Origin of the sequence: Pseudomonas sp. gcc21 (assembly GCF_012844345.1) — a bacterium.
Taxonomy (GTDB): Bacteria; Pseudomonadota; Gammaproteobacteria; order Pseudomonadales; family Pseudomonadaceae; genus Halopseudomonas.
Genome location: NZ_CP051625.1, coordinates 3,398,267 through 3,424,242, shown reverse-complemented (window position 1 = coordinate 3,424,242; position 25,976 = coordinate 3,398,267). Strand labels below are relative to the sequence as shown.

Annotated in this window: 22 protein-coding genes and 1 other RNA gene; 12 read left to right on the top strand and 11 right to left on the bottom strand. The window is 56.9% G+C overall.

All coding sequences use genetic code 11. The features are described 5' to 3' along the window. Positions 1 to 2: 2 nt before the first annotated feature. The gene (gene carB, locus HG264_RS15830) at positions 3 to 3,218 is read right to left on the bottom strand and encodes a carbamoyl-phosphate synthase large subunit (protein WP_169408509.1); all 3,216 of its coding nucleotides are present in this window, start codon (positions 3,216 to 3,218) and stop codon (positions 3 to 5) included. 32 nt (positions 3,219 to 3,250) lie between these two features. Next, on the bottom strand, positions 3,251 to 4,387 hold the full coding sequence (gene carA / locus HG264_RS15825; RefSeq protein WP_169408508.1) for a glutamine-hydrolyzing carbamoyl-phosphate synthase small subunit: 1,137 nt from the start codon (positions 4,385 to 4,387) through the stop codon (positions 3,251 to 3,253). A 352-nt stretch (positions 4,388 to 4,739) separates the two neighbouring features. Between carA and HG264_RS15820 the strand changes: the two genes are divergently transcribed. After that, a complete protein-coding gene (locus HG264_RS15820; RefSeq protein WP_169408507.1) occupies positions 4,740 to 5,501 on the top strand; it encodes a hypothetical protein in 762 nt (253 codons plus the stop codon). 95 nt (positions 5,502 to 5,596) lie between these two features. Here the strand turns inward: HG264_RS15820 and dapB are convergent, their stop codons facing one another. The 4 genes from dapB to grpE form a co-directional block, all read right to left on the bottom strand. Continuing rightward, positions 5,597 to 6,406 (bottom strand): 4-hydroxy-tetrahydrodipicolinate reductase, encoded by an 810-nt coding sequence (gene dapB / locus HG264_RS15815; RefSeq protein ID WP_169408506.1) that lies wholly within the window; start codon positions 6,404 to 6,406, stop codon positions 5,597 to 5,599. An 11-nt stretch (positions 6,407 to 6,417) separates the two neighbouring features. After that, positions 6,418 to 7,560, bottom strand: coding sequence for a molecular chaperone DnaJ (gene dnaJ / locus HG264_RS15810; protein WP_169408505.1), 1,143 nt, complete (start codon positions 7,558 to 7,560; stop codon positions 6,418 to 6,420). 151 nt (positions 7,561 to 7,711) lie between these two features. Beyond that, on the bottom strand, positions 7,712 to 9,631 hold the full coding sequence (gene dnaK / locus HG264_RS15805) for a molecular chaperone DnaK (protein ID WP_169408504.1): 1,920 nt from the start codon (positions 9,629 to 9,631) through the stop codon (positions 7,712 to 7,714). A gap of 86 nt (positions 9,632 to 9,717) precedes the next feature. Further along, the gene (grpE, locus tag HG264_RS15800) at positions 9,718 to 10,299 is read right to left on the bottom strand and encodes a nucleotide exchange factor GrpE (RefSeq protein WP_169408503.1); all 582 of its coding nucleotides are present in this window, start codon (positions 10,297 to 10,299) and stop codon (positions 9,718 to 9,720) included. A gap of 228 nt (positions 10,300 to 10,527) precedes the next feature. Between grpE and recN the strand changes: the two genes are divergently transcribed. Then, on the top strand, positions 10,528 to 12,201 hold the full coding sequence (gene recN, locus HG264_RS15795) for a DNA repair protein RecN (protein ID WP_169408502.1): 1,674 nt from the start codon (positions 10,528 to 10,530) through the stop codon (positions 12,199 to 12,201). Between the two features lie 79 nt (positions 12,202 to 12,280). Here recN and fur read toward each other — a convergent pair whose 3' ends face one another. Next, positions 12,281 to 12,685, bottom strand: coding sequence for a ferric iron uptake transcriptional regulator (fur, locus tag HG264_RS15790; protein ID WP_169409170.1), 405 nt, complete (start codon positions 12,683 to 12,685; stop codon positions 12,281 to 12,283). A 94-nt stretch (positions 12,686 to 12,779) separates the two neighbouring features. Between fur and HG264_RS15785 the strand changes: the two genes are divergently transcribed. Further along, a complete protein-coding gene (locus tag HG264_RS15785; protein ID WP_169408501.1) occupies positions 12,780 to 13,214 on the top strand; it encodes an outer membrane protein assembly factor BamE in 435 nt (144 codons plus the stop codon). A gap of 54 nt (positions 13,215 to 13,268) precedes the next feature. Here the strand turns inward: HG264_RS15785 and HG264_RS15780 are convergent, their stop codons facing one another. From HG264_RS15780 to HG264_RS15770, 3 genes are read right to left on the bottom strand one after another with little or no spacing between them, the layout of a single operon-like run. Then, positions 13,269 to 13,592, bottom strand: a complete 324-nt coding sequence (locus tag HG264_RS15780; protein ID WP_256663705.1) for an RnfH family protein — start codon at positions 13,590 to 13,592, stop codon at positions 13,269 to 13,271. Continuing rightward, positions 13,582 to 14,019, bottom strand: coding sequence for a type II toxin-antitoxin system RatA family toxin (locus HG264_RS15775; protein ID WP_169408499.1), 438 nt, complete (start codon positions 14,017 to 14,019; stop codon positions 13,582 to 13,584). Before HG264_RS15775 ends, HG264_RS15780 begins: the two co-directional genes overlap by 11 nt. Positions 14,020 to 14,026: 7 nt before the next feature. Next, a complete protein-coding gene (locus tag HG264_RS15770) occupies positions 14,027 to 15,430 on the bottom strand; it encodes a sodium-dependent transporter (protein WP_169408498.1) in 1,404 nt (467 codons plus the stop codon). Between the two features lie 119 nt (positions 15,431 to 15,549). On the opposite strand from HG264_RS15770, the gene smpB reads away from it, so the two are divergent. Next, positions 15,550 to 16,032, top strand: a complete 483-nt coding sequence (gene smpB / locus HG264_RS15765; protein WP_169409169.1) for an SsrA-binding protein SmpB — start codon at positions 15,550 to 15,552, stop codon at positions 16,030 to 16,032. Positions 16,033 to 16,216: 184 nt separating this feature from the next. Further along, positions 16,217 to 16,603, top strand: a transfer-messenger RNA (tmRNA) gene (gene ssrA / locus HG264_RS15760). A gap of 95 nt (positions 16,604 to 16,698) precedes the next feature. On the opposite strand, the gene fdhD is transcribed toward ssrA, so the two are convergent. Further along, complete coding sequence (gene fdhD, locus HG264_RS15755; protein ID WP_256663704.1) at positions 16,699 to 17,517, bottom strand: formate dehydrogenase accessory sulfurtransferase FdhD; 819 nt, start codon at positions 17,515 to 17,517, stop codon at positions 16,699 to 16,701. Positions 17,518 to 18,149: 632 nt separating this feature from the next. On the opposite strand from fdhD, the gene HG264_RS15750 reads away from it, so the two are divergent. The 7 genes from HG264_RS15750 (at position 18,150) to HG264_RS15720 (ending at position 25,965) form a co-directional block, all read left to right on the top strand. Further along, entirely contained in the window at positions 18,150 to 18,569 is a 420-nt protein-coding gene (locus tag HG264_RS15750; RefSeq protein WP_169408497.1) for a transcription termination/antitermination NusG family protein, read from the top strand. Between the two features lie 268 nt (positions 18,570 to 18,837). Continuing rightward, the gene (locus HG264_RS15745; protein ID WP_169408496.1) at positions 18,838 to 19,305 is read left to right on the top strand and encodes a hypothetical protein; all 468 of its coding nucleotides are present in this window, start codon (positions 18,838 to 18,840) and stop codon (positions 19,303 to 19,305) included. A 55-nt stretch (positions 19,306 to 19,360) separates the two neighbouring features. Continuing rightward, entirely contained in the window at positions 19,361 to 20,542 is a 1,182-nt protein-coding gene (locus HG264_RS15740) for an outer membrane beta-barrel protein (RefSeq protein WP_169408495.1), read from the top strand. 137 nt (positions 20,543 to 20,679) lie between these two features. Further along, the gene (locus HG264_RS15735; RefSeq protein ID WP_169408494.1) at positions 20,680 to 21,216 is read left to right on the top strand and encodes a polysaccharide biosynthesis/export family protein; all 537 of its coding nucleotides are present in this window, start codon (positions 20,680 to 20,682) and stop codon (positions 21,214 to 21,216) included. 2 nt (positions 21,217 to 21,218) lie between these two features. After that, positions 21,219 to 23,441 (top strand): polysaccharide biosynthesis tyrosine autokinase, encoded by a 2,223-nt coding sequence (locus HG264_RS15730; protein WP_169408493.1) that lies wholly within the window; start codon positions 21,219 to 21,221, stop codon positions 23,439 to 23,441. Positions 23,442 to 23,812: 371 nt separating this feature from the next. Next, a complete protein-coding gene (locus HG264_RS15725; protein WP_169408492.1) occupies positions 23,813 to 24,574 on the top strand; it encodes a hypothetical protein in 762 nt (253 codons plus the stop codon). Further along, complete coding sequence (locus HG264_RS15720) at positions 24,571 to 25,965, top strand: undecaprenyl-phosphate glucose phosphotransferase (RefSeq protein ID WP_169408491.1); 1,395 nt, start codon at positions 24,571 to 24,573, stop codon at positions 25,963 to 25,965. Before HG264_RS15725 ends, HG264_RS15720 begins: the two co-directional genes overlap by 4 nt. The last annotated feature ends 11 nt before the right edge of the window (positions 25,966 to 25,976 follow it).

Below are 25,976 nucleotides of genomic sequence, written 5' to 3'. Positions count from 1 at the left end.
AATCAAGCTCCTTCATGCAGATCCTGAAGGCGCCTTACGGCACGCTCAGGACCAAATTTCAGTGCCATGCAAACTGCTTGGCCGCCAGCCAGTGTGGTCGTGGAGTACACCTTGTGCTGCAGCGCATTGCGACGGATTGAATACGAATCGGCGATCGACTGGCGGCCCTCGGTGGTGTTGATTACCAGACGAACCTCATCGTTCTTGATCATGTCAACGATGTGCGGACGCCCTTCGGTCACCTTGTTCACTCGACGCACCTTGTGCCCGGCTGCCTGAATTACCTTTGCGGTGCCGCTGGTTGCCACCACCTCAAAGCCCAGCTCGATCAGCTCGGCTGCCATCTCAGCAACAAACGGCTTGTCGTCCTCTCGCACGCTGAGGAACACTGTGCCGCCCTGCGGCAAGACTTCACCGGCACCAAGCTGTGATTTGGCAAATGCCTCGGCAAAGCTGTCGCCCACACCCATGACTTCGCCGGTTGATTTCATTTCCGGCCCAAGGATCGGATCAACACCCGGGAACTTGGCAAAGGGGAACACAGCTTCCTTCACGCTATAGAACGCGGGCACGATTTCCTTGGTGAAACCAATCTCTTTGAGCGTTTTTCCAGCCATGACCCTGGCAGCTATCTTCGCCAGCGACTCACCGATGCACTTGGATACAAAGGGCACTGTCCGCGATGCACGAGGGTTGACCTCAATGATGTAGATGCGGTCGTCCTGCAACGCCAACTGCACGTTCATCAAGCCCACCACACCCAGCTCGAGCGCCATCTTCTTGACCTGCTCGCGCATCTCGTCCTGGACATGCGCTGGCAGCGAATAAGGCGGTAGCGAACATGCGGAGTCGCCCGAGTGCACACCAGCCTGCTCAATGTGTTGCATGATCGCGCCGATCACCACGTCGGTACCATCCGATACCGCGTCCACATCAACCTCAATGGCGCAGTTGAGGAAGTGGTCCAGCAACACAGGGCTATCGTTGGAAACCTTCACCGCATCGCGCAGATAGCGCTTCAGCTCTTCTTCCTGGTAGACGATTTCCATCGCCCGGCCACCCAACACATAGGATGGGCGTACGACCAGCGGATAACCGATCTTGCCAGCAGCGCGAATGGCTTCTTCTTCACTGCGAACAGTCGCATTCGGCGGCTGCAACAGGTTCAGACGCTCGACCATCTGCTGGAAACGCTCGCGGTCTTCGGCGCGGTCAATGGCTTCAGGACTGGTACCGATAATCGGCACACCGGCCTCTTCCAGCGCCCGCGCCAATTTCAACGGGGTCTGACCGCCGTACTGTACGATCACGCCCTTGGGCTTCTCGACCCGGACGATTTCCAGCACGTCTTCAAGTGTCACCGGCTCGAAATAAAGACGATCGGAAGTATCGTAGTCAGTGGATACGGTTTCCGGGTTGCAGTTGACCATGATGGTTTCATAGCCATCATCACGCATTGCCAGCGCCGCATGTACACAGCAGTAATCGAACTCGATACCTTGACCGATACGGTTCGGACCACCACCCAACACCATGATCTTTTCACGGTCTGAGGGACTGGACTCGCACTCTTCCTCGTAGGTCGAATACATATAGGCCGTGTCAGTCGCAAACTCGGCAGCGCAGGTATCGACCCGCTTGTACACCGGGAATACATTCAGCTTGTGGCGGTGACGGCGCAGGCTCTTCTCACTGACAGCCAGCAGCTCGGCGAGCCGGGCATCCGAGAAACCCTTGCGCTTGAGGCGGTACATCAGGTCGCGATCGAAATCAGCCAGACCCATGGTCTTGACCCGCTCTTCATCCTTGATCAGATCTTCGATCTGAACCAAAAACCAAGGATCAATATTGGTCAGCTCGAAGATTTGCTGCATGCTCATACCGGAGCGGAACGCGTCACCGATATACCAGATGCGCTGTTCGCCAGGCACGGTCAACTCACGAACCAGATCGGTCTGGGCATCACTGCTGTTCAGGTCGACCTTTGGATCCAGACCGGACACTCCGACTTCCAGTCCGCGCAGGGCTTTCTGCAGGGATTCCTGGAAGGTGCGACCGATGGCCATCACTTCGCCAACGGACTTCATCTGGGTGGTCAGACGCGCATCAGCATTGGGGAACTTCTCGAACGCGAAACGCGGAATCTTGGTCACGACGTAATCGATGGAAGGCTCGAAAGAGGCCGGAGTGCGCCCACCGGTAATGTCGTTGCTGAGCTCATCCAAGGTATAACCCACTGCGAGCTTCGCAGCGATCTTGGCGATCGGGAAACCGGTAGCCTTGGAGGCCAGCGCCGAAGAACGGGACACGCGCGGGTTCATTTCGATCACGACCATGCGGCCGTTGACCGGGTTGATGCCAAACTGAACGTTGGATCCGCCAGTTTCGACGCCGATTTCGCGCAAGACGGCCAGCGATGCATTACGCATCACCTGGTATTCCTTGTCGGTCAAGGTCTGCGCTGGGGCGACGGTGATCGAATCTCCGGTGTGAACACCCATCGGATCGAAGTTCTCGATGGCGCAGACAATGATGCAGTTGTCCTTGGTGTCACGGACAACTTCCATTTCGAACTCTTTCCAGCCAATCAATGACTCATCGATCAGCAGCTCATTGGTCGGCGACAGGTCCAGACCGCGGGTGCAGATTTCTTCGAACTCTTCGCGATTATAAGCAATACCGCCACCCGAGCCGCCCATAGTGAACGAGGGACGAATAATGCACGGAAAGCCAACCTGCTCCAGGACGCCATAGGCTTCCTGCATGTCGTGGGCAATACCTGAGCGCGGGCATTCCAGACCGATGGCCTTCATGGCCTTGTCAAAACGCGAACGATCCTCGGCTTTGTCAATAGTATCGGCGTTAGCACCGACCATCTCGACGTTGTACTTCTCCAGCACGCCGTGCTTTTCCAGATCCAGCGCGCAGTTCAGTGCCGTCTGCCCACCCATGGTCGGCAGCACCGCATCGGGGCGCTCTTTCTCGATGATGCGCGCCACTGTCTGCCACTTGATCGGCTCGATATACGTGGCATCGGCCATCGCCGGGTCGGTCATGATGGTCGCCGGGTTGGAGTTGACCAGGATGACCCGGAAACCCTCTTCCTTCAGTGCCTTGCAAGCCTGGGCACCGGAGTAGTCAAACTCGCAGGCCTGGCCGATGACAATCGGACCAGCGCCGATAATCAGGATACTTTTGATATCTGTACGTTTTGGCATAGTCGTCTAAAAATCCTAAGTGAACCGGCGGCTTAGCGGCGTTTGGCCATGGTCTCGATGAAACGATCGAACAGCGGGGCCACATCGTGCGGGCCCGGGCTGGCTTCGGGGTGACCCTGGAAACTGAACGCTTCTCTGTCCGTCAGCTCGATACCCTGCAGCGTGCCGTCAAACAGGGATTTGTGTGTGGCGCGCACGTTGCCCGGCAGCGAAGACTCGTCGACTGCAAAGCCGTGGTTCTGACTGGTGATCATTACCTCACCGGTGCGCAGATCCTGTACCGGATGATTGGCGCCGTGATGCCCGTTGGGCATCTTCACGGTGCGTGCCCCTGCGGCGAGAGCCAGCAACTGGTGGCCCAGACAAATACCAAGGATTGGCGTATCGGTCTTCAGCAGCTCCTGAATCGCCTCGATGGCATAATCACAAGGCTCCGGGTCGCCCGGGCCGTTGGCCAGAAGGATGCCATCGGGTTTCAGCGCAAGCGCGTCAGCAGCGGTAGATTGAGCAGGCAGAACGGTTAAACGGCACCCGCGCGCCACCAGCATACGCAGAATGTTGTATTTGATGCCGTAGTCGAAGGCCACCACATGATACGGCAGCTCGCTCGCTTCGATTTCCGTATGAGCATTATTTTCCAGGCACCACAGGCTTGAGCGCCACTCGTAACGCTCCTTGACGCTCACTTCCTTGGCCAGATCCATGCCCTTCAGCCCAGGGAACTCACGAGCCAATTCAAGCGCGCGCTCTTCAGTAGCGTCCTCACCCGCAAGAATGCAGCCATTCTGCGCGCCCTTTTCCCGCAGAATGCGCGTGAGACGGCGCGTATCGATGCCGGCGATAGCGACCGTACCGTTCTCGACCAGGTAAGCATCCAGAGGCTGAGTATTACGCCAGTTGCTGGCCAGTAGCGGCAGATCACGAATAACCAGTCCGGCGGCCCAGACCCTGAACGACTCGCTATCGTCCGCCACTGTCCCGGTATTGCCGACGTGCGGATAGGTCAGCGTAACGATCTGACGCGCATAGGAGGGATCAGTAAGTATCTCCTGATAACCGGTCATGGCTGTATTGAAAACAACCTCACCTACGGTCTGACCGTCGGCCCCGATGGACTCGCCACGGAAAATGCTGCCGTCGGCTAGGGCGAGAATGGCTGGCTTGGACAAGAAAACCTCCGAAAAGAGCGGACAAGTTTTACTAAACGCGGGCTGCACAAAAGCGGGAACGAGGTGTTGGACACTTCATCCCGTTTACATTTTGAGCATTGTCAGATGCGCGCTGGATAGACAGATTAGCCCGGCATTCTAAGGGATCGCTCGTCATATATCCAGACCGAAGGATCGCAGCCCCCATTCAGCCCCGCACAGAGCCGTCGATCTATTTCGCTTAGGACACATTGCCAATTTGTTCCATATGCCGTAGCAGTTGTGTTAAAACAGCTGTGAACGGATACAGCCCAGCCACTGATGCTGTGAAGCGCAGGAGCTGTGACAATAAAAAAAGGACCGGAGAGACCCCATGATACCGCGCCTAAGACGCTACATGGTGCTGGCACTACTGAGTGTCGCGCCCCTGATTCACGCAGCAGAACTTCAAGAACTGCAAGACCTCCACGAACTCCGCAGCGATGGGTATGTTGCCGGCACTTATGTGCTGATAGACAACAACCTGTTCGAGCGCGTACGCGAACCTGGCAATCGCGAGACCTACAACAGCGCGTTGAAGAATATGGATCAGCTGTTGCGCAAGATGGGCAACCCCACCGAATTGCGCAGACCCTATGACGCTCTGGTGAAGCTGATTCGCCAGCTCGAAGGTCAGTCCATGGAAGAGGCTCATTACCACCTGGCGACGGTCAACCAGATCATGATGGCCCACGCCGAACTGGACAAGGCGGTAGCGGCTGATTACGAGGCGTTGGCGAAGAACGCTCCAGAAGATCTGCTGGCCCTTCATCGCCAGAGCCTGGAAACCAACCAGATCCTGTTGCTTTACCAGAACAGCATGTTCAGCTCTATCGGCGTGTATTTCCTGGAAACCAAGGAAGGCCTGTTCAACGAAATGGATGCTCGCATCACTCAGCGTTCGAATGAACTACGCGAGCTGTTTCCTGAACTGGAAGCCACGTTCGATCAGCTGGACAAGCAATACAATTTCATCAAACCCCGACTACTGGATCACCGGGCGGACTGGGTACCCACTATCGCTGCGTTTTACCTGCTGCGTAATGCCAGCACTCTCAACAGCCTTTCCCGCGACGCGCTTAACCGCGGCGCCTGACTGGCAGATATTCACCGGGTAACGCTGTTGCTTCACAAGCGTTACCCGGTGACGACACCCAATACATCAGCAATGCGCGCTGAACCTGTAGCGGCTCAGTTTCGCAGAGACAGCACATCCTGCATGTCATACAAGCCTGCCTGACGTCCGGCCAACCAGATGGCCGAACGTACCGCTCCCTTGGCAAACGTCATCCGACTTGAAGCCTTGTGCGTGATTTCGACACGCTCCCCTTCAGTAGCAAACAAGACCGTATGATCGCCCACCACATCACCGGCCCGTACCGTGGCGAACCCGATGGTCTGGGGATCACGCGCCCCCGTCTGGCCCTCGCGGCCGTATACTGCAACCTGCTGCAGATCACGGCCCAGCGCCTTGGCAACGACTTCGCCCATTCCCAAGGCGGTGCCGGAAGGCGCGTCGACCTTGTGCCGGTGGTGCGCTTCGATTATTTCGATATCGGCTTCATCACCCATCACTCGCGCTGCCATATCCAGCAGCTTGAGGCAAAGATTGACGCCCACACTGAAGTTGGGTGCGAAGACGATCGGGATATCCTGAGCCGCCTCGGCAATAACCGCCTTCTGAGCGTCGGAGAATCCAGTGGTGCCGATAACCATCGCCTTGCCGGCATCACGACACAGCGCCAGGTTAACCATAGTGCTGGTCGGGTGCGTGAAATCGATCAGAACGTCGAACTCTTCAAGCACATTTTCCAGAGCCCCGCTCACCGCGATTCCCAGCCGACCTACGCCAGCCAGCTCACCCGCGTCTGCACCGATCAGCGAACTACCGAGCCTTTCGATTGCCGCGGTCAGCACTGCGGCACCTTCGGCCTGGCTAACCGCCTCGATCAGCGTCTTGCCCATTCGGCCAGCCGCACCGATTACCGCTACCCGTCTCATTTCTGCCCCGGTCAAAATTTCATATCCTCGAAAAAGTTTTTAACCCCTTCAAACCAGCTCTTGGCCTTTGGCGACTGGTTGCTGCCTTCTTCTTCCAGGCTGGTGCGCAGTTCCTCGAAGAGTTCGCGCTGACGTCGGGTCAGATTCACCGGTGTCTCGACCACAACGCGGCACAACAAATCACCTGCAGACCCGCCGCGAACGGGTGTCACACCCTTGCCGCGCAAACGAAACAGTTTGCCGGTCTGGGCGCCTTCCGGGATCTTCAACTTGACGCGACCATCCAGGGTCGGCACTTCCAGCTCACCGCCCAACGCTGCGTCGGCGAAATTGATCGGCACTTCGCAGTACAGGTTCTTGCCGTCGCGCTGGAAAATCTTGTGCTCGCGCACCGAGACCACTACGTACAAATCACCAGCGGGACCACCGTTGACGCCGGCCTCGCCCTCACCACCGAGGCGGATCCGGTCGCCGGTATCGACACCTGCTGGAACCTTGACCGACAGGGTCTTGTGTTCTTCGACGCGACCCTGACCATGGCAGTCATTACAGGGATCAGCAATCATCTGACCCGTACCATGGCAACGGGGGCAAGTCTGCTGCACCGAGAAGAAACCCTGCTGCATACGCACCTGGCCGTGGCCACCGCAGGTGGTACAGGTTATCGGCTTGGTGCCCTTCTTCGCGCCGCTGCCTTCACAGGTCTCGCATGCCACCAGAGTCGGAACACGGATGGTGACAGACGTCCCCCGCACCGCCTCTTCCAAGTCAAGCTCCAGCGTATAGCGCAAGTCGCTGCCGCGCTGTACGTTGGAGCGGCCACGACCGCCCGCTGCACCGCCGAAAATATCGCCGAACACATCGCCGAAGATATCCGAGAAGTTGGCACCACCGCCGCCAAAGCCGCCAGGTCCGCCACCCATATTCGGGTCAACCCCGGCGTGACCATACTGATCATAGGCCGCGCGCTTGTTAGCGTCGGTGAGAACTTCATAAGCCTCGTTGGCCTCCTTGAACTTCTCTTCCGCGGTCTTATCGTCCGGGTTACGGTCCGGATGGAATTTCATTGCCAGGCGGCGGTAAGCCTTTTTCAGCTCGGCATCGCTGGCGCCGCGCTCTACGCCCAGCACTTCGTAATAATCACGCTTGGCCATCGTTTTACCATTCCTTCATTCAAAGCTCTGTTGACGTTTCGCGGCACGCCGCAGCGAAACGTCAACAGACCCAGGGGTCCGTTACAAACAGCAACGCGGGAAAAGCTCCCGCGTTGCCTGCACTCAGTCGTTAAGCCGTTCTATCAAGGACTTACTTCTTGTCCTTGACCTCTTCGAACTCGGCATCAACGACATCATCCGCGCCTTCCTGGCCAGCATCTGCTTCAGAATCGCCGCCCTGTGCAGCTTGCGCCTGCTCTGCGTACATCTTCTGAACCAGCGGACCGGAGGCTTCGGACAGAGCGTTGATCTTGGCTTCGATATCAGCCTTGTCATCGCCCTTGATTGCAGTCTCGAGATCAGCCAAAGCAGACTCGATTGCAGTCTTCTCTTCCTCAGTCGCCTTGTCGCCAGCCTCAGTCAATGTCTTGCGAGTAGCGTGCACCAACTGGTCAGCCTGGTTACGGGTAGTGACCAACTCTTCGAACTTGCGGTCTTCCTCGGCATTCGCCTCGGCGTCGCGTACCATCTGATCGATTTCCTCATCGCTCAAGCCGGAAGAGGCCTTGATGATGATCGACTGCTGCTTACCGGTCGCCTTGTCTTTGGCAGACACGTTAAGGATACCGTTGGCGTCGATATCGAAGCTCACTTCGATCTGCGGTACACCGCGCGGTGCCGGCGGAATGTCAGCGAGGTCAAAGCGACCCAATGACTTGTTCTGCGACGCCTGCTTACGCTCACCCTGCATGACATGGATGGTTACCGCGGTCTGGTTATCATCAGCTGTCGAGAACACCTGCGACTTCTTGGTCGGGATGGTAGTGTTCTTCTCGATCAGTGCGGTCATCACGCCGCCCATTGTCTCGATACCCAGAGACAGCGGAGTAACGTCGAGCAGCAATACGTCCTTCACATCGCCCGCCAGTACCGCGCCCTGAATAGCAGCACCTACCGCAACGGCTTCGTCCGGGTTCACATCCTTGCGCGGATCCTTGCCGAAGAACTCGGCAACGGTACGCTGCACCAGCGGCATGCGGGTCTGACCACCGACCAGAATCACTTCATTGATGTCGGATACGTCCAGACCTGCATCCTTCATGGCCACGCGGCAAGGCTCGATACTGCGCTTGACCAGCTCCTCGACCAGCGACTCCAGCTTGGCCCGGGTAACCTTGACGTTCAGGTGCTTCGGACCCGATGCATCGGCAGTGATATACGGCAGGTTCACATCAGTCTGGTTGCTGGAGGACAGCTCGATCTTGGCTTTCTCGGCCGCCTCTTTCAGACGCTGCAGCGCCAGCGGATCGTTGTGCAGATCAACGCCGTTTTCCTTCTTGAATTCGTCGGCCAGATAGTCGATCAGGCGCATGTCGAAATCTTCACCACCCAGGAAGGTATCACCGTTGGTAGCCAGAACTTCGAACTGGTGCTCACCGTCAACTTCTGCGATCTCGATAACCGATACGTCGAAGGTACCACCGCCAAGGTCATACACCACGATTGTCGAATCGCCGCGCGACTTGTCCATACCATATGCCAACGCAGCGGCAGTCGGCTCGTTGATGATCCGCTTGACGTCGAGACCGGCGATCCGACCAGCATCCTTGGTAGCCTGGCGCTGGCTGTCGTTGAAGTAAGCCGGTACGGTGATGACCGCTTCAGTTACCGGCTCGCCCAGGTAATCCTCGGCGGTTTTCTTCATCTTCTTCAGCACTTCTGCAGATACCTGCGGAGGCGCCATCTTCTCGCCCTTTACTTCAACCCAGGCGTCACCGTTGTCGGCTTTGACGATCTTGTACGGGACCAGCTTGATGTCTTTCTGTACGACGTCTTCTTCAAAACGGCGACCGATCAAACGCTTCACCGCGTTGAGCGTGTTCTGCGGATTGGTTACCGATTGACGCTTGGCCGATTGGCCGACCAGCGTTTCGCCATCGTTGGTATAGGCCACGATCGAGGGCGTGGTGCGACCACCTTCAGCATTCTCGATTACCTTGGCCGTACCGTTTTCCATGATCGCCACGCAGGAGTTGGTAGTTCCCAGGTCGATACCGATTATCTTGCCCATCTAAATTCTCCGAATCTGTGTGCCGCGTGATTCCTGCGGCGGGATTGTCTATTGATGAACCCTTAGTGGGGTCACTCGATTCAATTTCAAGCCTGTTCGTCGATCGAAGGTGATGCCGGCTTGTCAGCGGGAGCCTTGCTCACCACCACCATCGCCGGACGCAGAAGGCGACCACTGAGCGTGTAGCCTTTCTGAAACACCCGTACCACTGTGTTGGGCTCCATGCTGTCCCGCTCTTCGGTGGTCATCGCCTGATGGAGTTCGGGATTGAAAGGTTCACCTTCAGGGTGTACCGCTTCGATCTGATGACGCCCCAGGGTGTCAGCGAACATCTTCAGCGTCAGCTCCATGCCTTCACGCATCGGCTTGAGCGCTTCGTCACTGGGGTCAGACAATTCGATGCCGCGCTCAAGGCTGTCGAGCACCGGCAACAGGTCATTGGCGAAACGCTCGAGCGCGAACTTGTGCGCCTTCTCGACTTCCTGCTCGGCGCGCCGGCGCGCGTTCTGCACATCAGCGGCCGCGCGCAGAGCCTGATCCTGCGCGGTAGCCAACTGCTCCTCGAGGCTGGCCACCTTTGCAGCCAGGCCCTCCGTATCAGTGCCTTCCAGCACCTCTTCGACTTCGGGGTCCTGATCGTTCAGGTCCTGCTTCTGTTCGTCCGCCATGAATCTCTCCTGTCGATAAATAAGGGTAATTCGCCGGCCGGTTGACGTTGCGGGCACCGTCATCGCGATGCCACGCCAACCGGCCTTTCATCTCTGACCCCATATATGGGGACGGCAGCCAGCGATTCAAGCCCCACAATCTGCCGGATAAAAGGAATGCCAGGGGACTTGTACGGAAAACTCGGACTACTGTATAAATAACCAGACTTACTATCCGGGAGCACGGCGATGCTGGTACATCTTGCGGTGAACAATTACGCCATTGTCGATCACCTCGAACTCGAGCTGGCCAATGGCATGACCGTCATCACTGGCGAGACGGGTGCCGGCAAATCAATCATGCTCGACGCGCTGTCGCTGACCCTGGGTGACCGAGCCGATAGCGGAGCCGTTCGTCCCGGCGCCAGCAAGGCTGACTTGCTGGCGACCTTCGATATAAGCGACATTCCGGAGGCCATCAGCTGGCTGGAAGAGCGAGATCTTGCCGGAGAAGACAATCAGGTCATCCTGCGCCGCGTGGTAACCGCCGAAGGTCGCTCACGGGGCTATATCAACGGCAGTCCCTGTCCGCAACAACATCTGAAGGCGCTCGGCGAAATGCTGATCGACATCCACAGCCAGCATGAGCACCAATCATTGCTCAAGACCGACACCCACCGGCGCTTGTTGAACAACTATGCCGGTGCCAGCGAACTGGCGCGCCAGGTGCAACTCGCTGCTCAGCGCTGCCGGCAGACCGAACAGGCGCTTCTGAAGGCGAGCCAGCGCGGCGATGAGCAAAGCTCGCGCCTGCAATTGCTGACCTACCAGCTTGAGGAGCTGGATAATCTCAGCTTGCAGGACGGTGAGCTCGAGCAACTGGAAAACGACCAGCGCCAGTTAGCCAACGCCGAGCAGATCCTGCATTCGTGCCAACAGGTGATCAATCTCTGCAGCGAGAACGACAGCGGCAGCGTGCTGCAGGCACTTACCGCCAGTCTGCAACGCATGGGTAGCCTGCAGGCGAATCACCGCAATCTGGACGAGGCCAACACCCTGCTGGCCAGCGCCCAGATACAGGTAGAGGAAGCGGTCGGTGAGCTGACCCGTTATCTGGACCATTTTGAAGCCGACCCAATTCGTCAACAGCAGATTGAAGAGCGTCTTGGCACCATTTATGACCTGGCCCGCAAGCACAGGGTCAATCCGGACGAACTGCCCGCGCTGCAACAACAACTCATAGACGAGCTGGAAAGCATCCAGCAAAACCATGCCGATTCAGGCCAGCTGGCGGAAGAGCTCGAGGCGTTCCGCATTCATTATCAGGAGCTCGCCGGCAAACTCACAACGGCGCGGAAAAAAGCGGCTGACAAGCTTGCCGAAGCGGTTACCCGGGAAATACAACAATTGGGCATGCCTGGCGGCAAGGTTGTGGTTCAGCTGGTGACAAACAAGGCAGAGGAATATTCTCCACACGGCCTGGAAAGCGTCGAGTTTCTCGTCAGCGCCAACCCCGGTCAGCCGCCCAAGCCTCTGGCCAAAGTCGCATCCGGTGGTGAACTGTCACGCATAAGCCTGGGCATACAAGTCATTACTGCCCAGACCTCGCGGGTACCGACACTGGTATTCGATGAAGTGGATGTAGGCATTGGCGGACCAACAGCGGAAATCGTCGGCCAATTGCTGCGCCAGCTCGGCGCACGCGGGCAGGTATTGACTGTCACCCACCTGCCTCAGGTAGCGGCGCAGGGACACCAGCACTTGTTCGTGCGCAAGGAGCAGTCGCGCAAATCGACCCGCACCCGCATCGACAATCTCGATCGTGAAGGTCGTATTCACGAGGTGGCACGCATGCTCGGTGGAATCGACATGACTGAAGAGTCCCTCGCCCACGCACGCAAACTGCTCGCCAGCCCTGATTAAAGCAGAGCTGCCATAACGACAAACGCCCTTCCTGCTACAGGAAGGGCGTTGTGTTATGGCTACGCCGGTTGAAGGCTGTTCAGACGCGTTTCTTTACGTACAGCACCAGATTATGATCCACCAGTTCGTAGCCATGCTCCTTGACGATGTCGTGCTGGCGACGCTCGATTTCCGGATCGTAGAATTCGATCACTTCACCTGTATCCAGGCACACCATATGGTCGTGGTGCTCACCATCCGCCAATTCGAACACGGCGTGCCCGCCATCAAAGTTGTGGCGAACCACCAGGCCCGCGGACTCGAACTGGGTCAGAACCCGATACACGGTGGCAAGCCCGACATCCTCACCCGCTTCCATCAGCGCCTTGTACACATCTTCGGCGCTCATATGGCGATCGGGCGAGCTATCCAGCATCTGCAGGATCTTGACGCGCGGAAGCGTAACCTTGAGGCCAGCTTTCCGCAGTTCTTGATTTTCAACCATGGGTAGTTTCTCGTTCAGCGCTTCGCAGGGCGGGTTCTGTCGGGTATGATTCAGGGCCATTCAGCCGACTCACGATAGTGGATGTTACCACGCGATGCCTAACAGTCTGAACCGAATCCTCTGTGTCCTTTTGTGTACGTCCGCCTTGAGCCTCGCCGGTTGCGGCTTTCCCGGTGTTTACAAGATTGATGTGCAGCAGGGAAACGTCGTAACACAGGAAATGATTGACCAGCTGCGCCCTGGCATGACCACGCGGCAAGTCCGGTTCATCATGGGCACACCGTTGATCCAGGATACCTTTGCGCCCAACCGCTGGGATTATCTGTACAGCATGCGCGCCGGCCATGACGCTCGTCAGCAGGAGCGCGTCAGCTTGACATTCGAAAACGATCAGCTGGTTGGATTGGCAGGTGACTTCCAACCAGGCACCAGCCGCGACGAAGCCATCATGCGCGGACGCGCCCATGAGCCACCTGCGACTGAAAGTTATCCGGTAGATCTCGGCGCTCCGCTGGGTACCGGCGAATAACAGACAACCCTTGCTCGTAAGGAGCTGACCAGAACTCCTTTCGAGCCAACCGGCTCACCCCTTGTTCGCCTCTTCTGCCTTTGCCTCCTTGGCCTTGGCAGCTCGCTGCTTGCGCACCTCCTTCGGATCAGCAATAAGCACGCGGTAAATCTCAACGCGCTCTCCCGCCTTGAGCTCCCGCTCTGCCGGCTTGGGCACCGTCTTGCCGAAGATCCCCAAGGCGCTGCCCTCAACGTCCAGCCCGGGAAAATGCTCATCCATCCGTGACAATCGCGCCGCTTCCAACACGGTTGTGCCTTCAGGCACCACCAGACTGACGATCTTCTGCTTTTGCGGCAGCGCGTAGGCGACCTCCACCGCAATGGTTTTATCGACCACCGTAAAGCTCCTTGGCGCGCTGAGAGAAAGCCTCAACCAGTGTATTTGCCGCATGATTGAAGAGCGGTCCAAGCGTCGCCTTGACTACCGGCCCAGAATAGCTGAACTGCAAATCCAAGCTTATCTTGCAGGCGTGATCACTCAACGCACGAAACTCCCAGACGCCATGCAGCGAACTAAAAGGTCCGTTTTCCAGATGCATATCGATTCGGGAACCCGGTTCGAGCTGATTGACAGTAGTAAACGACTGATGGATGCCCGCCTTGCCTACGGTCAGTCTGGCGCGCATCTCTGTCTCGCTCTCCTCAAGCACTTCTGCAGCAGAGCACCACGGCAGAAATTCGGGGTACAGCTCGACGCGGTTTACCAGCTCGAAAAGGCTTTCTGCCGGATAGGGCAGCAATGCAGAACGTTGAATATGAGTCATGGACACTTCAATTGTAGAGTTCTGTGACAAACACGATAGTCACGCCGACGGGTGCCACATAGCGTAGCAACCAATACACCACCGGGAACAGTCGCGGGTATTTCAGCCCCAGCTCCGCCTTGAACACATCGCGACCCAGCACCCATCCGGCAAACAGAGCAAACAAGAGCCCGCCTAGCGGCAACATGATGCGACTGGTCACGTAATCGACGGTATCGAAGAAGGTCTTACCGCCTTCAGCGCCCCAGGCAAACAACCGCCAACCGGCGTCATCCGAAACAAAAAACCTGGCATCAGCCAGCACGTTAAAGGACAACGCCGATCCCAGCCCGACAATCCAGCAGATCCCTGCAATCACTGCAGTAACCCGGGCACGGCTCTTGCCCGAACGCTCAACCCAGAAGGCGACTGCTGGTTCCAGCATGGAAATAGCCGAGCTCCAGGCAGCAATAGCGACCAGGACGAAGAAGATCACCCCGAACACCTGACCCATCATCACATTGCCGAAGGCGATCGGCAGCGTGACAAACATCAGTCCGGGGCCGGCACCGGGCTCCAGACCCGCCGCAAAGACGATCGGAAACAACGCCAGTCCAGCAGTCAGCGCCACTACCGTATCCAGCAACGCAACCGTCAGCACAGTGCCGCCGATTGAGGAGCGTTTGGGCATATAGGAGCCGAACACCATGATCGAGCCGACACCGATGCTGAGCGTAAAGAACGCATGCCCCATCGCAGCGAGGATGCCCGCACGCGCCTCGGACACATCGAAGTGAAACAAAAACTCGACGCCCTGCATGAAATAGCCAGTAGTGAGGCTGTAACCCAGCAGAACCACCAACAACACAAACAACATCGGCATCATGATTCGCAGGCTGCGCTCAAGCCCTGCCACCACGCCCTTGGCGATGATATAAGCGGTGACCAGCATAAACAGCGAATGCCACAAGGTGAGCCGCCAGGGATCCGCTGTCAGCGAATCGAAGCGGGCGCCAGCTCCGGGACCATCAATACCAGCAAACTCGCCCCGCCCCATACCAATGATGTAGTCCAGCGACCAGCCGGCAACCACACTATAAAAGGAAAGAATCAGCAAGGCCGCGGTCATGCCCATTGTCGCTGCCCACGACCAGCGCGGAGATGCGCCGGAGTGCACGGCCAGGCTGCGCAACGTATTAACCGGACTCTGACGTCCGCGCCTGCCCAGCACTGTCTCCGCCAGCATGATAGGCAAACCAATCAGCGCGATACACACCAGGTAGACGAGCACGAAAGCACCGCCACCGTAGGCACCTGCCATGTAGGGAAACTTCCAGATATTGCCCAGGCCCACCGCTGACCCGGTCGCCGCAAGGATAAAAACCCAACGGCTCGACCAGATTCCGTGTATCGATACGCTTGCGTTGGCCATATGAATACCCGGTCCATATTGGAAAAGAACGGCATTGTCCAGATTCTGACCAGCCGCCACAAGAGCGGGCGATGACGGCGATAGCCGAACTTGTGTTCAGCCCCTATAATACGCCGCCTATGAGCAACCAAAAGAAAACCCAGGCCAACAGCGGCACTATCGCGCTGAACAAGAAGGCCAAACACGAATATTTCATCGTAGATCGCTTCGAAGCGGGCATCGCCCTGGCCGGGTGGGAGGTGAAAAGTCTGCGCGCCGGCAAGGTCCAGCTGGTCGACAGCTATATCTTGCTCAAGGATGGCGAAGCATTCCTGCTGGGCGCCCATATCACGCCACTGAAAACCGCCAGCACCCATGTGATTGCTGATCCGACCCGCACGCGCAAACTGCTGCTTAAAGCCCGCGAGCTGGAGAAGCTGCTCACAGGGGTACAGCAGAAAGGCTTCAGCTGTGTCCCGATAGCCCTGTACTGGAAGCGGCACCTGGTAAAATGCGAGATTGCTCTGGTTCGCGGTAAGAAGGATTTCGACAAGCGCGCGACCGAGAAAGACCGCGACTGGGCTCGTGACAAGGCGAGAATCATCCGTGAGAACCACCGCTGATGCAGTATGCCGCCTCTAGTCTTCGCCCGAGCTGAGCCCGAGGCCAAGCCACGCTAGCCAACCAGCCTGCCTGCCTGCCGGAAATAGCGCGCTCAGGCCTCGGTGGCATGAATAGTCTTGAAACAAACCGTCCTTGGTAAAGACCTGTGCTTAGGTTACACTGCGCCCGTACCAAGATGGTTTTGGGGCCGATTAGGATTCGACGACGGTTACAAAACTTGAGGGGCATGCCGAGTTGGTAACAGAACTCGTAAATAAACTGTTGCAAAACCTATAATTGCCAATGATGACAATTACGGTGCTCAACTAGCTGCGTAAGCAGCCTAGTCGCACTTCTGGTAGCTTCGGCTCCAGCAATCATTAGAGGATGTCTGTAAACTCGAAATGATTGTCATATAGAACAGAATCGCCGCGTAGTACGTTGTGGACGAAGCGGTTAAACATTACACAACTCGCTCCAAACACCCTGCCACTCGGGCGGTGAGGAGTTAACTCAGTAGAGATGGCTAAGCATGTAGAACCGATAGCGGCGGACTGGCGGACGGGGGTTCAAATCCCCCCGGCTCCACCAAACAAAGCAAAAAAGACGTCCTCGGACGTCTTTTTTTATGTCTGAGATTCAGCCCGCCACACCACCCGAACACCCGTAGCGGGTGCTTCAATACATCACGGCAAAGGCGCAGGACTATACACCCTCGGCCCGCTACGGTGCGGAATATGGATAAGATTGAGTCCGTGCGCGCGCGCCCACTGAACACTCAAAGCAGTAGGCGCGGACAGGCACACCAGAGTCGAAATGCGTCCGCGCACCGCTTTGTGGATGAGTTCCAGGCTGCAGCGACTGGTCACCACGGCAAAGCCATCACCTGGACTCAACGCGCTGCGATAAATAGCGCCGATCAGTTTATCGAGGGCATTGTGCCGGCCGATATCTTCGCGGCAGAGCAAGATTTCTCCGTTCAGCCCATCGACAAAGACCGCAGCGTGCAACGCACCGCTTTGCCGAGCCAGCAGCTGTGCCGCACTGATACGATCGCGCATGCCTTCCAGTAGCGAAGGTTCTGGCAGAGCCACACGATCTAGCGGTGCAAGTGTCGGCAACGCCTGCTCCAGCGCCTCCACCCCGCATAATCCGCAACCGCTGTTACCCGCCAGATGACGACGCTGCTGCTTTAGTGCCCAGAACGCTCGACTACTCACCTCCAAATCTGCCCGTCGCTGCTCGCCCTCGCCGCTCAAGCGAAGGTCATAGATTTCGTCAAGGGAGGCGACCAGCGCGCCAGTGAGACTGAATCCGACGACAAAGTCCTCTAGCGCGTCCGGAGAAACCATCATCACTGCCTGGCTGATCCCGTTGTAGCTCACCGCCAGCGCAACCTCGTCTGCAAGCGTTTGACTCGCCCGCAGGGAACCGCCAAGTTCAACATATTCGAACAGCTGCCTCTCGGAACTCCCGACAGCGTTCGCGGGCATATTCTGTGACATGGGACGCTCCCGATCTGCAGTGAATAGCCACAATAAGAATTTAAGCGGCTCAGGTAAAGGCAGTGCAGGAAAGCCGAAGCCGGCAGGAGCAATGCGGGTCACGCTGCCATCATTGCGCCTGTCCTCAACGCCACGACATTTTGCGCCACCCTTGGCTTCGACGAAGCGCCGCCAACAGTGCCATAACGGAGCCGTGCCGGCCGGGCGGTTGGTGAATCGAGCATGACTAACGGTCGCCCGCTCCGCTCGTGAGACGCATTGCGCAACCGCTGACAACCTTCTCAAAAACAGAACCTGCCCGCCATCACGCGATGGCACATTTGACGGAACGCCATGATTGGCGCGGGATGTAGCTTAACTCGCTGATTCGCCAACCTATTCTGACAAGCCCGTTTCTGACTCTCGGATGCCAGTTATTTTCTCATCGCTTATATCTAGCGGAATCGACCTGTTTCCAGTGGCACCGGTTGTCGAAAAGCAGGACTGACTGAACAAAACTTTTGGAACTCTTTATTCAAAGCTCTGTCTAGTCTTTCGGAGCGATTGAATCAGCTGATAGCGATTTGACATCCCAACGGATTAAGTGGCAGCAAACATGTTCCGCGGTATGTGCCTCAAGGCTAGGAGGGCTTATGAACAACCATAGGGAAATGCCGGAAGTCGCCTGGTACCTCTTACAGTGCAAACCCCGACAGAACAACCGAGCGGGTGAGCATCTCGCGCGTAAAGGCTTCAAATGTGTGAATCCAATTTTTCGGGCCAGCAAGCTTCACGACGTTAAGGTGAAGCGGATCAAGCAGCCCATGCTTCCCGGTTATGCCTTCTCAAAAACAAAAGCCCAGGATAACTGGACTGCGCTCTCTTTGACCCGCTGTGCTTCAAGCGCTGTCAACTCCGGCGGGCAAACCATCTCCGCAGAGCACACTGGCGCCGGTTGGTTGCGCCAGTCATGTAGCGATGCGACGTATCAGCCAGCATGCTTGGCTAGTCTGGGCAGCGCATTGACAACAAACGTAACCAACGGGACGGGCGCATATTTTGCAACGCGTTGATTTGGGCAGTACCGAAACAAGCATTTGTGACCTTAACAGGGAAATCGAATGGCGCATCAAACGCCATTTCGTGCTGGTGAACCCGCTGAAATCAAAGGTGATTCCTTTGGGCGGTAGCGTGCCTGTTGCAATGCAGGCGCACTCGAACAGGGCATGACCTGTAACCGAAGGCACGAAAGCTGCATTTTGCACTTTCGTGCATCTGTGACTGAGTCAACAACGCTACGGCGTCAGCATGGGTAGTCTATATCTACCAAGGAGATAGTTGATGATGAGGAAAACTTTGCTTGTGCCGCTTACGGCGCTCGCTATGTCCGGGATGGGCGTCACGAGTCTGCCTGCTCTGGCAGCAGATGTCTGCGTGAATTCTGCAGAGCACCAGCTTACTAACACCGACCATACACGACAGGAAGTCACCGTCGCGGTTCAGCAACGCATTACCGAATGCAGCGAGAAAGCTGCCGACATCGTCACGCTTGCTATTGGGGTGTATCCCAAGCTGGCAAGTGATATCACCCTGGCGGCTATCGATGCAGCGCCCGATCAGATTTCAGAGATTGTGGAAGCGGCGGTAGCAGCAGCACCTGATCAAGCCGAGGAAATTGTCAGCGCAGTAACTGACAGACTGCCCACCGCTTCCGGCGCGGCGCCCTCCCCGGCCGCTACCTCCCTGGGGGTGCCTCGCGGCGGCTCAGGGGGCGGAATCGGCGGCGGAACCACCGCCAGTTCCAGCTGATCGCTACCGTTCAACAGAACAACAATCTTTCATTTCCGAGAAGGAAGACTGCTTTATGAGGCTCTCCAAATTTCTGACCGCTTCGCTCGCAACCTCTGTATCTGCCTACAGCTGGGCAATCGAGCCAATGAGCATAGATGTACGCGGCTTTCAATTCACGCCGACCCTACTTGTCTCCGAAAGCTACGACGATAACTACCGTGGCGTGCGAGACAACGCTGCTGACTCGTGGATCACTACCATCGAGCCGACCTTTGCGTTGAGCGCGGAGAACCGCAACAGCCAACACGAATTGAAATACTCCTTCGATAGCGATATCTATCACGACGATAGCGACGCATCCAACACCGACCACCACCTCACGTTCAAAAGCGCGCTGGCGCTGACTTCGCGTCACCGTGTCCGGGGTAACATCGGATACCACCGGATTGAAGACACCATCAACGATGACACATTATCAGCAGGCGACGTCCTTACGAGAGACTTCTACAACGACAAGTATAGCCGCGCGGTAGCCGGCCTCGGGTATACCTTCGGCGCTGTCAGCGCGCAGAATCAGCTCGACTTTGCTACCAACTATGAGCAGCGTCGCTATCACAACAGCGGCGACCTCAACGAAGACCAGGAGCGCGACAGCATCGGTGTAAGCAGCACCTGGTTCCATCGTATTGGCGGCCGCACCCGCTCAATTGTAGAAGTACGCCACACACAGCATGATTACGTGGAAGACCGCTTCAGCCGAGACGGGACCAATACAGCGGGCTTGATTGGTGCAACCTGGGACGCTACAGCCAAGACCACAGGTACCGTTCGCGTGGGTGCTGAACGCAAGAAGTTCGACAGTGACGGGCGCGAAGATTTCACTAGCCCCATGTGGGAAGTCGGCGTCGCCTGGGCTCCACGGTCCTACTCTACGTTCGAGATCAACGCGCGCCGGGCTTTCGACGAGGGTGAAGATGATTCTTCAACCGTCGAAGATGTCACCACGGGTGTCAGCTGGACACATGGCTGGACACCGCGCATCAGCACCGAGCTTGAATACCAGATTTCCGATCGCGAGTACAAGGCCAGCGACCGCGAGGACGACCGGACCGCATACAGCGTCGGGGTCAGCTACGCATTCGATCGCTGGGCGGACATTACCTTGGGCTATCTGCGGTCAGAAAATGAGTCGTCTCGCTACTTCAACAGTTACGAGCGAAATGTGTATTTGCTAAGCCTTAACATGAGCCTTTGACGCTCAGCGTCCGGCTGAGCGCTGCTTAGATAACGTTAACACCTGCCGTATAGCCTGAATCCGGAAGGATTCAGGCCAGGCTATGGGGCTGACATCCCCCCACAGCGCTGACAAACAGCTAGATGGAGAGAGCAAACATGTCTATCCAACATATGTTAAGAACAGCAACGATCCTATTACTGCTCGCCCTGAGCTTTCAGGCTACAGCAAACACGCAGTACCGTCTCAGTTCGGGCGATGTACTGCGCATCAGCGTGTTCGGCGAACCCGACCTCACATTCGAAGAGATTCGCCTGAACGATGCAGGGACTTTCTCGTACCCCTTCCTCGGCGCAGTGGAAGCGAAGGGCAAAACACCCCGCGAAATAGAGAACCTGATTACCGAATCCTTGAAGGACGGCTATCTGGTCGACCCACGCGTTTCGGTGAGCGTTATCAACTACCGCGAATTTTATATCAGCGGTGAGGTCAAACAGCCCGGTGGTTATCCATACCAGCCCGGCTTGACGCTTGATCGTGCTATCGCTCTGGCAGGCGGACTCACGGAACGCGCCTCGACACGTCGCATTACCATTGTTCGCGGTTCTGATGAAAATCGCGCCGCCGAACGGGCGTCACTGAGCACTATCGTTCAGCCAGGTGACACCATCACTATCGACCAAGGATTCTTTTGAGCATGAACAGCTCCATACGACCTGACCGCCAGTGGCAGCCAATGCAGTCTGAAGACGACGCTGACTATATCGACCTGAAAAAGATCTGGCACGCGCTATGGTCCCGGAAATGGAGCATTATCTCGCTGGTCCTGGTGGTTACAATGCTGGCTACCCTGGCCGTGATGCAGATGACACCCATCTATCGCGCCAGTGTGACCATGATGATCGAATCCAAGGGCGATCAGCTGGTCGACTTTCAGCGCGTCTACGACAATACAGGCCAGTTGAGTGAGTATTTGCAGACCCAGCTTGGTTTGATCAACAGCCGCGGCGTCGCTGAACGCGTGGTACGTGAGCTGAACCTAACCGAGCATCCTGAGTTCGATCCACGCCAGCGCTCTGAGCCATTGATCGATATCAAGGGCATGGTACGGCGCGCCAAAAACATGATCCTTGGCGAAGACCCTTCGAAATCAGCTGCCCCGATGACAGAAGCAGAGATCATGGACGCGGTCACTCGCGACTTCATGACACGTACAGCCGCCGACGTCGAAGGTAAAAGTCAGCTGGTTCGAATTTCAGTCGAGATGGCGGACCGCTTGACTGCCGCCCAGGCAGCCAACGCTTTGGCCAACAGCTATATTGAAGGCCAGCTGGAAGCCCAGATGGAAATGTCCATGGCTGCCACCACCTGGATGAATAGCCGCCTGGCGGAACTGCGCACTTCGCTCAAAGAGGCTGAAAACCGCCTGCAACAATACCGTGAAGAAGAAGGCCTGGTTGACGTCGGCGGCGTCGGTACCGTCAGTGCAGACAACCTGTCCCTGACAGGCGACCGGATGATTGACGCCCGTCGTCAACGTGCCGAAGCCGAAAGTCAGTACCGTCAAGTTCAGGCCATGCAAGATCAGGGCTGGGAACGGATGGCAAGCGTCCCGGCAGTACTGGGTCACCCGTTGATTCAGCAGTTCAAATCTGAACAGGCGCGTGCCCGGGCGAAGGTCGAAGAGCTGTCACGCCGTTATGGCGAGCGGTTCCCTGCCATGCAGGCGGCGCAATCCGACCTCGCAGCGGCCACCGCCAGCCTGAAAGCGCAAGTTGAGCAGGTCGTAGCAGGTATCGAACGTAACTATCAACTCGCGGTTGCCAATGAAAACTCGCTGCGCGCGTCCTTCGATCAGAACAAAGAAGAGATCCAGGATATTTCGCGTAAGGAGTTCAAGGTTCGCGAGCTCGAACGTGACGTAGAAAGCAACCGGGAGCTGTACGAAACCTTCCAGACCCGGTTACGTGAAACCACCGCGACTCAGGATTTGAGCAGCACTAACGCTCGCATTGTCGACGAAGCTCTGCCACCAGCCACACCATCAGCCCCGAATACTCGCTTGTTGATCATGTTGGCCAGTGTACTGTCGTTCATTGCCGGCATAGCTATTGCGCTCATTGCTGACTTCCTCAACAACACCTTCAAGAGCGCCGAGGACGTCGAGAACAACCTCAACCTGCCGGTATTGGGTATCGTACCGCTGGTTGCCAAGAAGCAGCAGAAGAAGGTGGCCCATCTCTTCGAGAAGGGTGACGACATGCGGTTCTGCGAGGCAATCCGGACCATTCGTACCAGTGTCATGCTGGCCGATATGAGCAGGCCGCAGAAAGTCATTGTGGTAACCTCCTCGGTTCCTGCTGAAGGTAAGAGCTCGGTAGCAGCCAACATGGCGTTCGCGCTAAGCCAGCTACAGCGCGTTCTGCTGATCGACGCCGACTTGCGACGCCCTACCCTGGCCAAGAATTTCGATTTCCCGGTGGGTACACCGGGTCTGGCGAACCTGATTGCCGGCACGGCCAAAGCAGAAGATTGCATCCAGACAGTCGACAATCAGCTGGACATGTTGACCGCTGGTGCGGTGCCGCCAAACCCGCTGGAGCTGCTGGCATCACCTCGCTTCGCCAAGTTCCTGGAGCGTGCCAAGGAGCAATACGACCACATTCTCATTGATTCACCTCCGACCCAGGCGGTCAGCGATTCGGTGTTGATGTCTACGTATGCAGACTCGGTTATTTATGTGATCAAGTCGGAACACACCTCCATCAACATGGCGCAAAAAGGCGTGGGTCAGCTGCTGCAAAGCGGTGCATCCATTGTCGGGGTGGTTCTTAACCAGGTTGACGTCAAGAAAGCCGCCAAAAAAGGCGAGTACAGCGGGTACTACGACCACTACGGTTACAGCGAGCAGAATGCATAGTCCCGCGCCGATGATGTAGCATCGCTACTGCACTACCGCGGGCATGCCGCCATCTAAGAACGAGGCGGCATCAAAGCGCCTCTCGCCTTGCTCTTACCCCTTAGCCGCTGCGCAACCATGCTGATGCTTAAGCCTGGTTGCGCAGCTGTCTATGCAGTCGATATCCCGATTAGCCTACCAGCCATCCGAGCGGTAGCACATAAATGCGAAACGCATCGTTTTTTTTGGGGAACATCAGACTTGAAGCCTTGTCGTAGATACACCACGGCTCATCCCGCATGAGCGTGACGTATTTTTCAGAGGTTACTGGCCGCGGACGGCCAGGAGTGTCATGCCAACTCGGCGAAGGACAAAGGCAAGGATGTTTGGAAATGACCATATCCGCTGATAACGGCCCATATACAAAAAGCACGTCCCCCCGCCGCGCCTCCGAGCAGCCACCGATCGCGCAGAAGCTAGCTTGTCTTTTTGCGCTACCGGTTTCTGCCCTATGTCTGGTGCTCTCGGCTCCTATGTTGTTTGCCGGGGTAGCCAGCGAACAGGCGGAGTTGGCATTGCGCAACTGGCAGCGCTCGGACACACCGCCTAGCGAAAGCTATTGGAACATGTCTTTTCAACGAGCAGTGAGCGCAGTAGAGCAGGCCCCGATTACAAACGCCGAGTACCTTGACCGCCTCGGCAGGGTCTTGTTATGGGGCTCCCTGGTTGCGCCTGAAGGCGCTAGAAGAGAGACCCAGCGACAAGGCGCGCTTCAGGCCTTCCGTCAATCGGTTGAGGCGCGCCCTGTCTGGCCCTGGACATGGCTGAGATTGGCGTACGCAAAACAGGCGTTGCATCAGATGGATGACGAATACGACTTGGCAATGCGCCGTACTAACGAGCTCGGCGCAGGCCGAATGGAACTGGACAGTGACCTCGCCGCACTGGGATTTTCAGCTTGGAGCGAACTCACTCCCAGCCAACGAACTATCACGCTCGAAGCAGCGAATCGCTCCGTCGCTTTCAGCAAAAAGGAAGCATTACATATGTATAACCTGGCAAAGGCCACAGGCCTGGCCACCCCACTGTGCTGGAGTCTCGGCTCAGCGGTCAAAGCCGAGCAGCAGATATGCAAGGAGGAAGGTTCACAATGATCGCCAAACGCACCAATCCCGCCGTGAATCGCCGGGGTCTTACGTTCTGGGGCCAATGGCTTTGCGCTATGTCTCTGGTCAGCGGCCTGCTTTGCTATCTGGTTTATCAGCAACTGGAAGTCGTCCCTACGCAATATCGGCTTCTGATCGTCATCACCGTATTCGGGTCAGTGCCTGCCTATATGCTGATGCACGTTTACCATAAGCGGCACAGTTATCTATCCGGCCTGGTTCACCTGATGGGCGGCTGGGCGCTCCTGCTGGCGGGCTTAGTGGCTATCACTTATGCCAGCCAAAGCATGCACCTGTTCTCCTCCGATGTGTTTCTGCAATGGGCTGTGCTTGGGTATCTGATTCAGGCAGCGAGTTATATTCCCCTGCGCTATTTTGGCAACCTGCACTCCAGCAAGCTGCGCCTCGGCAGAACATCCGTGATCATCGGCTCCGGTCCTGCGGCGTATGAGCTAGCCAAGCGTTTGCATGGCTCCAACCGGGTACCGCTGGTGGGTCTGATCACTTCCAAGCCCGACACCCAGACACTCGATGGTCGCTTTCCGGTCCTGGGTGATCTGTCCAAAGTTCGGGAACTGGTAGACCAGTACGGCATTCGTCGTGTCTATATCGCGCTAAGCCTGGACGAAGTTGCCTATATCGAAAAACTCTACATCACCCTGCTCGACCTCAGCGTAGACGTGGTCTGGATCCCGGATTTCGGCCGGATGCCTCTACTCAACCAGTCAATTTCTCAAATCGAACAGCTACCCGCTATCTATCTGAATGAAACGCCGCTTAGCTCTCACCCGGCGTCGGTGTTCAGCAAGGAACTGCTCGACCGGGGCGTAGCATTGCTGGCAATCGTTGCGCTCAGCCCGCTGCTGATCTGCGCCGCTATCGCCGTAAAAATGTCTTCACCGGGCCCGGTACTGTTCCGCCAGCCGCGGCATGGTTGGAATGGCGAGATAATCCACGTCATGAAGTTCCGCTCCATGCGCATGCATGACGACGACAAAATTGTAAAACAGGCTACGCGTGACGACCCGCGCGTTACACCGGTGGGCCGCATACTGCGCAGCACCTCCATAGACGAGCTACCGCAGTTGTTCAATGTATTGCGTGGAGAGATGTCCCTGGTGGGACCACGTCCGCACGCCGTGACCCATAACGATTACTACAGTGACAAGATCCTGGCTTACATGGCACGTCATCGCATCAAGCCGGGCATCACTGGGTTGGCCCAGGTCACCGGCCACCGTGGCGAAACGGAAACAATTGAGAAAATGCAGCAACGCGTCGAGCAGGATCTGGCCTACATCAATAACTGGTCGCTGTGGCTGGATATCAAAATTCTGTTCCGTACTCCGTTCACGTTGTTCTCACGAGACGTCTACTGATTGTCGAAGCC